The 5,531-nt window shown below is 22.4% G+C and carries 4 protein-coding genes; 2 read left to right on the forward strand and 2 right to left on the reverse strand.

What is annotated here, in order from left to right; all coding sequences use genetic code 11:
* The coding region (locus tag ACPKM0_RS01115; RefSeq protein ID WP_472472954.1) for a hypothetical protein at positions 1-192 on the reverse strand (192 nt) is incomplete at its 3' end.
* A 213-nt stretch (positions 193-405) separates the two neighbouring features.
* On the opposite strand from ACPKM0_RS01115, the gene ACPKM0_RS01120 reads away from it, so the two are divergent.
* On the forward strand, positions 406-915 hold the full coding sequence (locus ACPKM0_RS01120) for a ferritin (RefSeq protein WP_472472955.1): 510 nt from the start codon (positions 406-408) through the stop codon (positions 913-915).
* A 565-nt stretch (positions 916-1,480) separates the two neighbouring features.
* Here the strand turns inward: ACPKM0_RS01120 and ACPKM0_RS01125 are convergent.
* Positions 1,481-2,644, reverse strand: coding sequence for a GGDEF domain-containing protein (locus ACPKM0_RS01125; RefSeq protein ID WP_472472956.1), 1,164 nt, complete (start codon positions 2,642-2,644; stop codon positions 1,481-1,483).
* A 2,007-nt stretch (positions 2,645-4,651) separates the two neighbouring features.
* Between ACPKM0_RS01125 and ACPKM0_RS01130 the strand changes: the two genes are divergently transcribed.
* Positions 4,652-5,531 (forward strand): nucleoside-diphosphate sugar epimerase/dehydratase (locus ACPKM0_RS01130; protein ID WP_472472957.1); only part of this gene is annotated, 880 nt, incomplete at its 3' end.

Raw genomic sequence — 5,531 nt, forward strand, 5'->3', positions numbered from 1 at the left:
TTTAGTAAGATTACCTTCTAAAGAGATATATGCATTAGGTCCTTTTAAATTAAGATTTTTTGAAAAGATATGAAGATTACTATTAGTATATCCACCTCCAATATCTACATTGTGGGTAAAATCATTTATTGATAAAGCGTAAACTGATGAAGTTATAAATATAGTGATAAATAAAGTTATTAGTTTTTTCATAATAAAATACCTTTATAACTAAAAGTAATTATGTAACTAATATATTTTTTCTACAAGTGTATAATAATATAAAAGTTATAATTTGTTATAATAAGTCATGTAGAAAAAGAATATTCTTAGATAAATATAATAGAACTAACTAAATAAAGTTTGTCTTTTAAGATAATTAGAGTATTATTATAATATAACTAAATAAACAAGGAGATAAAAATTATGAACAAGAAAGTCGCAACTTTATTAAATGATCAAATTAATAAAGAATTTTTTTCAGCATATTTGTATTTGAGTTTTGCTAATTACTTTGATGAAGTAGGCTTAGCAGGATTTGCAAATTGGTTTACAGTCCAAGCTCAAGAAGAAAGAGATCATGCTATGTTATTTGTTAAATATATGCAAAATAATGATATAAAAGTAACATATGAGCAAATTGCAAAACCAGATAATAGTTTATCTGATACATTAGAAATATTAAAAGCAAGTCTAGAACATGAAATCTTTATTACTAATTCAATTAATGATATATACGCTTTAGCTTTAGAAAATAAAGATTTTAGAACTACTCAATTTTTAGACTGGTTTATTAAAGAACAAGGCGAAGAAGAAATGAATGCAAGAGATTTGATTCAAAGAGTAGAAATAATTGGAGATAGTGGCAAAGGAATCTTTATCTTCGATCAAGAATTAGCAAAAAGAGTTTATACTCCAGCTTCATTAGTTTTATAATTTCTTTAAAACTAAATATATAATATATGCTATGTTTGTGAAAACTGAAAATAATCACAAGCTAGCATATTTTTTTTCGGTCAATTTTACCATTGGCTTTTTTATAAAGATCAGGAAGAAAGGAAGCTAAGTTATTATATTAATTTAGCTATGAATACAGTTATTTCTTGCCATATTAATTATTACTTTTTTAAGGATTATTTCTTTAACCTGTTTAGATATATTATCTTAAATAGTAGGACCTAAAAAGGGTCTACTTCTACATTCAACACCATCCTTTATTTCACTTACAAAGTGAATAATTCATTTATTAGAATATTTTTTTTTTACAAAAGAGTTTATATAAAGGGATTGGAAAATTATGATGTTTTAATATTTAAAAAAAAGAATAATAGCGTTATCTTGATTGTATGAATAATAATAAAGAACTATTGATTGTTAAAATTTATTAGTGATTTTATGATAAAAAAGTTTAGAGTTTAGAAATGCTATAAAAGGTTTCTAACTTTTGAGATTATGAATTAAGCTATGAAAAAAGAAGTTTTACCTGATATATATAATTAGCTTATAGCTCTACTTTATTACAACCATTATTATCACAAGTGAAACATTGGTTTCTTCCATTTTCTTTAGCTTTATAAAGGGCATTATCTAAAGTAGATAGAAGTTGATCCACATTACAAGAACATGTTTTAATATTATCATAGAGAATAATTCCATAGCTTAGAGTTATAAAAGGTGAAATAGGGGATTTTGCATTTTCAATTTTGTTTTCTTTTAATGATGCATTAATTCTTTTAATTACATTAACACCTAAATTAAAATCATCTGCTCTTAGAGCAATAATAAATTCTTCACCACCAAATCTAAAGACATAGCCTTTATCCTTATCAACTGAATCTAATAGAGTATCTGCTATATGTTTTAAACAAATATCACCTTCAATATGACCATAAGTATCATTAAATAGTTTAAAATAGTCGATATCCATAGCAATAAGTATAAAAGAATTGTTGTTAACATTTAAATCAGTAATTAATAGATTTAGTACTTCATATAGATACTTTTTATTATATAGATTAGTTGAATAATCTGTAATAGACATATTATAGAGTTCATCTTTTTGTTTCATTATTGTATTAGTGTTTTCATGTAATAATTTATTAGTTGATGAAATTATTTTATTAAAGAAAATTAAAACAATTACAAATACAATAGCCCAATCAATTAAATTCTCTTCATATATAGGTTTTTCTATATGTAAAGATGTTGGATGGTTAAATTCCATGTATATGTAGAATAGACAGAAGATTATAATACAAGAATTTAAGATAAGTCTAATTTTGTTCTCTGCCATAATTGAAATAAGGGCAAGACCTGCAAAAACAAAAATAATACAAGGTGTTGTAATACTACCTGAGATATATACACCAAGCGGAATTGTTACAATTGAGAGTATAGTTAATATTATATTGGTATAAATCTTAATAGCTTTCTTATTTTCATTTAATCTAACAATTAACTCAGCACTAAATAATGAGAAAGTACATAAACCTAACCAGAAAATAAACTCAATTAAAATTTGATGTCTTGTTACAAAAAGTTGTGCAACTATAGTAGTAAAAGCTAAAAGAGCAATATAGAGTTCAGCAATTACAAAAATTTGAACTCTTACATCATATTTTTCCTTATGATTAATTAAATCAAAAACTCTAATATATTTAGACATCCTAATACCTCTAAAACACAAACATTTCACAACTACACACAGTAAATAATAAATTAAGTAGAAAATAATTTAGGATAAATATCTAAATAAATCAAACCTTTCATTTTATTTATAACCACGCAATGGTTTAGATTCTAGCACTATAATTAGAATAAAGCTAGATATATAATATTTATTTAAAATTAGAGAGTTTATTTTCATTAAACTAAATAATGATAATTAAAATTTTTAAAAATATAAAGGTAACTACTAAAATTTGGACAATATACCAAATTAAATAATTTTATTGAAAATATAAAAATGTGTGTAAAAGTAAAAAAAGTTAATAAAAATACTTTTATGAACCTTTTTTAATATTTTGATAATATAAGCAATTTGTTAAAGGTTAAAATACAATTTAATGGAATAAATGAGAGGCTGCTGCTTAGTTTGATGAAATAATATTAACACTATTATTATATTTATTAGATCCTTTAATTGAAAAAAATAATTCAACTATAAGTGTAAAGATTTTTACAAATTATTAATTTGTTAGCTATGATATTTAATAATCAAAGGGAATTTTATATAAAATATTGTAGTATCTAAATTGGAAAAATAGGTGAATATTTGCTTTGTAATAATTATTAAAGATGTAGTGATAACTTTGGTAAAGAAGAAATTGAAGTAATAGCTTTAATAATAGATAGAGCATTTATAGGTGAATAAAGATCATAACAAGATTTAAAAGAAGAAATATAATCTAATCAATAAAAAAGGGTGAGAAAAATATTAAAACATAAATATCTAGATTTGTAATTAACTATGGTAAATAAAATAGTTGATAAGGAATAATTAAAACTGAGAATACTAATGAAAATAAATAAGTTATATAAGATGTAACAAAGTGGTATATAAAAGAGAAAAAAACAACAAAAAAGGAAGTAGAATTTATAGATATAAGATATATAAAAAATAAAAAGTATAAATTTTGTATTTAAAATATTTGATAATTAGAAAATAGTATAAAATTATTATAATAAAGTAAGTATATTTCTGTTAAAATCTTATATCAGGGCTTCTTAGCTTTTGAAATAATAAAAGCTTTTATCTAAATAAATAATTATTTTGAATTAAAAAGACATTAGTTAATTTTGGAAAAACTCAATTTACATAATTTATATTTCTATAAATAAATATCTATTAAAAAATCACTAATATTTATACCCTAAAAAAGAAGAAACAAAGAAACTAAATTATGTAATATTATAAAGTATATAATAAAACAAATTTCTATTTGTTATAAAGGTCTGTTATTATGCTAGTAATATAAAAATTGCTAATTCGCAATTAACTAAAAATAGTTAGAAAAGAGTAAAAAAATACAAAAACCTATTTATTAATATTAAAATAACAGTTATCTTACTACAAAGCAAGTTGAGTAATTTACTTTGTAACATATTGTTTATTTGTGTGTAATTTGTACAATGTGAAATAATATATTAGTATTATGGCTAATAAAAGTAATTATAGAAGAAGAGATAAATATATTTATTAATATTTTTATAAAAAATATAATAAAATAATAAATTAATTATATTTTTGAACTTTATTATTACATAAGTTGTAACATTTGTCTAAATACATTGTTATAAAATATTGCAAGATTACAATATTTGGAGTAATATTCATTTGCAAATATTGAGGGTTTATATATATAGAGTTTAAAGTTAGTGGGGGCTAGCTAGAACGAGTGGGATTATATTGATTAATATATCCAAATTCTGTGTTTGTCTAAATTAACTAATTCTAGTAAAAAAAATCCAAAATGATAATATGATTTCATATAGTTGATATACGATGATAAGTCTCGGTATTAAACAATGAAAGGTTAATAATAAATCACAATACAGAGCCCTCTGTATTGGATTTCTATACCCTAAAACTGATTAATACAATAATTACAACTTGAATATGAAATCATTAAAACTCTTTATATAAAAATATTAACTTAGGATTTTATAAATAATGAATATAAAAAAATCAAAAATGCTTTTTGTAGTATTATTAGATATTTTAGCATTTTATATTGCTTTAGTTGTATCACTATTTTTAGTTAATGGTACAATTAATGGAGTATTTAGAATATCTTGGGTAATATTTATTGCACAGATTTTATGTTTTTATATATTTAAAGTTTATAAGGTAAGATTAGTAGATAGTTCACTAGAACTAGCTGTTAGAGGAATGTCACTTGCAGTTGGATCAATTATAGGTTTTATACTTATATTTAATACCCATTTATTTGAAGTAACAACATTTAGAATATTTATAAGCTATACTGTATTATCCTACTTTTTTACCATGGGATACAGAGTACTTTATAGATTTGCTATAAACCATAGAAATATTAGATTATATAATGGAAATAATACACTTAATGATTGTAGGAAAAGAGCAATAGTATTTGGTGCTGGTGAAATTGGTAAAACCTTAGCTAGACAATCAATAAGTGGTAAACTCCCATATAATGTACTTGGTTTTATTGATGATGAATCAGTTAAACATGATACATTAATATTAAATAAACCCGTATATGGTAATTTAGAAAAACTAGAAGATACACTTATTAATACACATGCTAAAACATTAATAATTGGTATAACTCAGCTTTCAGCTGAGAAAATGCAAGAAGCTGTTGCAATAGCTAATGGATTATCAATTGAACTAAAGATAGTTCCATCCCTTTTTGAATTAGAAAACAGTGATAAAAGAACATTAGATTTAAGAAATATAGATTATAAAGACTTATTAGGTAGAAAACTTATTGAAATAGATAAAGAACCTATAAGAGAAATGATAGAAAATAAAGTAGTACTAGTAACAGGTGCTTGTGGATCTATTGGAA

It is taken from the genome of Pleomorphochaeta sp. (assembly GCF_050031695.1).
GTDB lineage: Bacteria > Spirochaetota > Spirochaetia > Sphaerochaetales > Sphaerochaetaceae > Pleomorphochaeta.

Bases quoted from the DNA above. Each gene is read 5' to 3' on its own strand.
- ACPKM0_RS01120 (WP_472472955.1), top strand. From the start codon at position 406: ATGAACAAGAAAGTCGCAACTTTATTAAATGATCAAATTAATAAAGAA.
- ACPKM0_RS01125 (WP_472472956.1), bottom strand. From the start codon at position 2,644: ATGTCTAAATATATTAGAGTTTTTGATTTAATTAATCATAAGGAAAAA.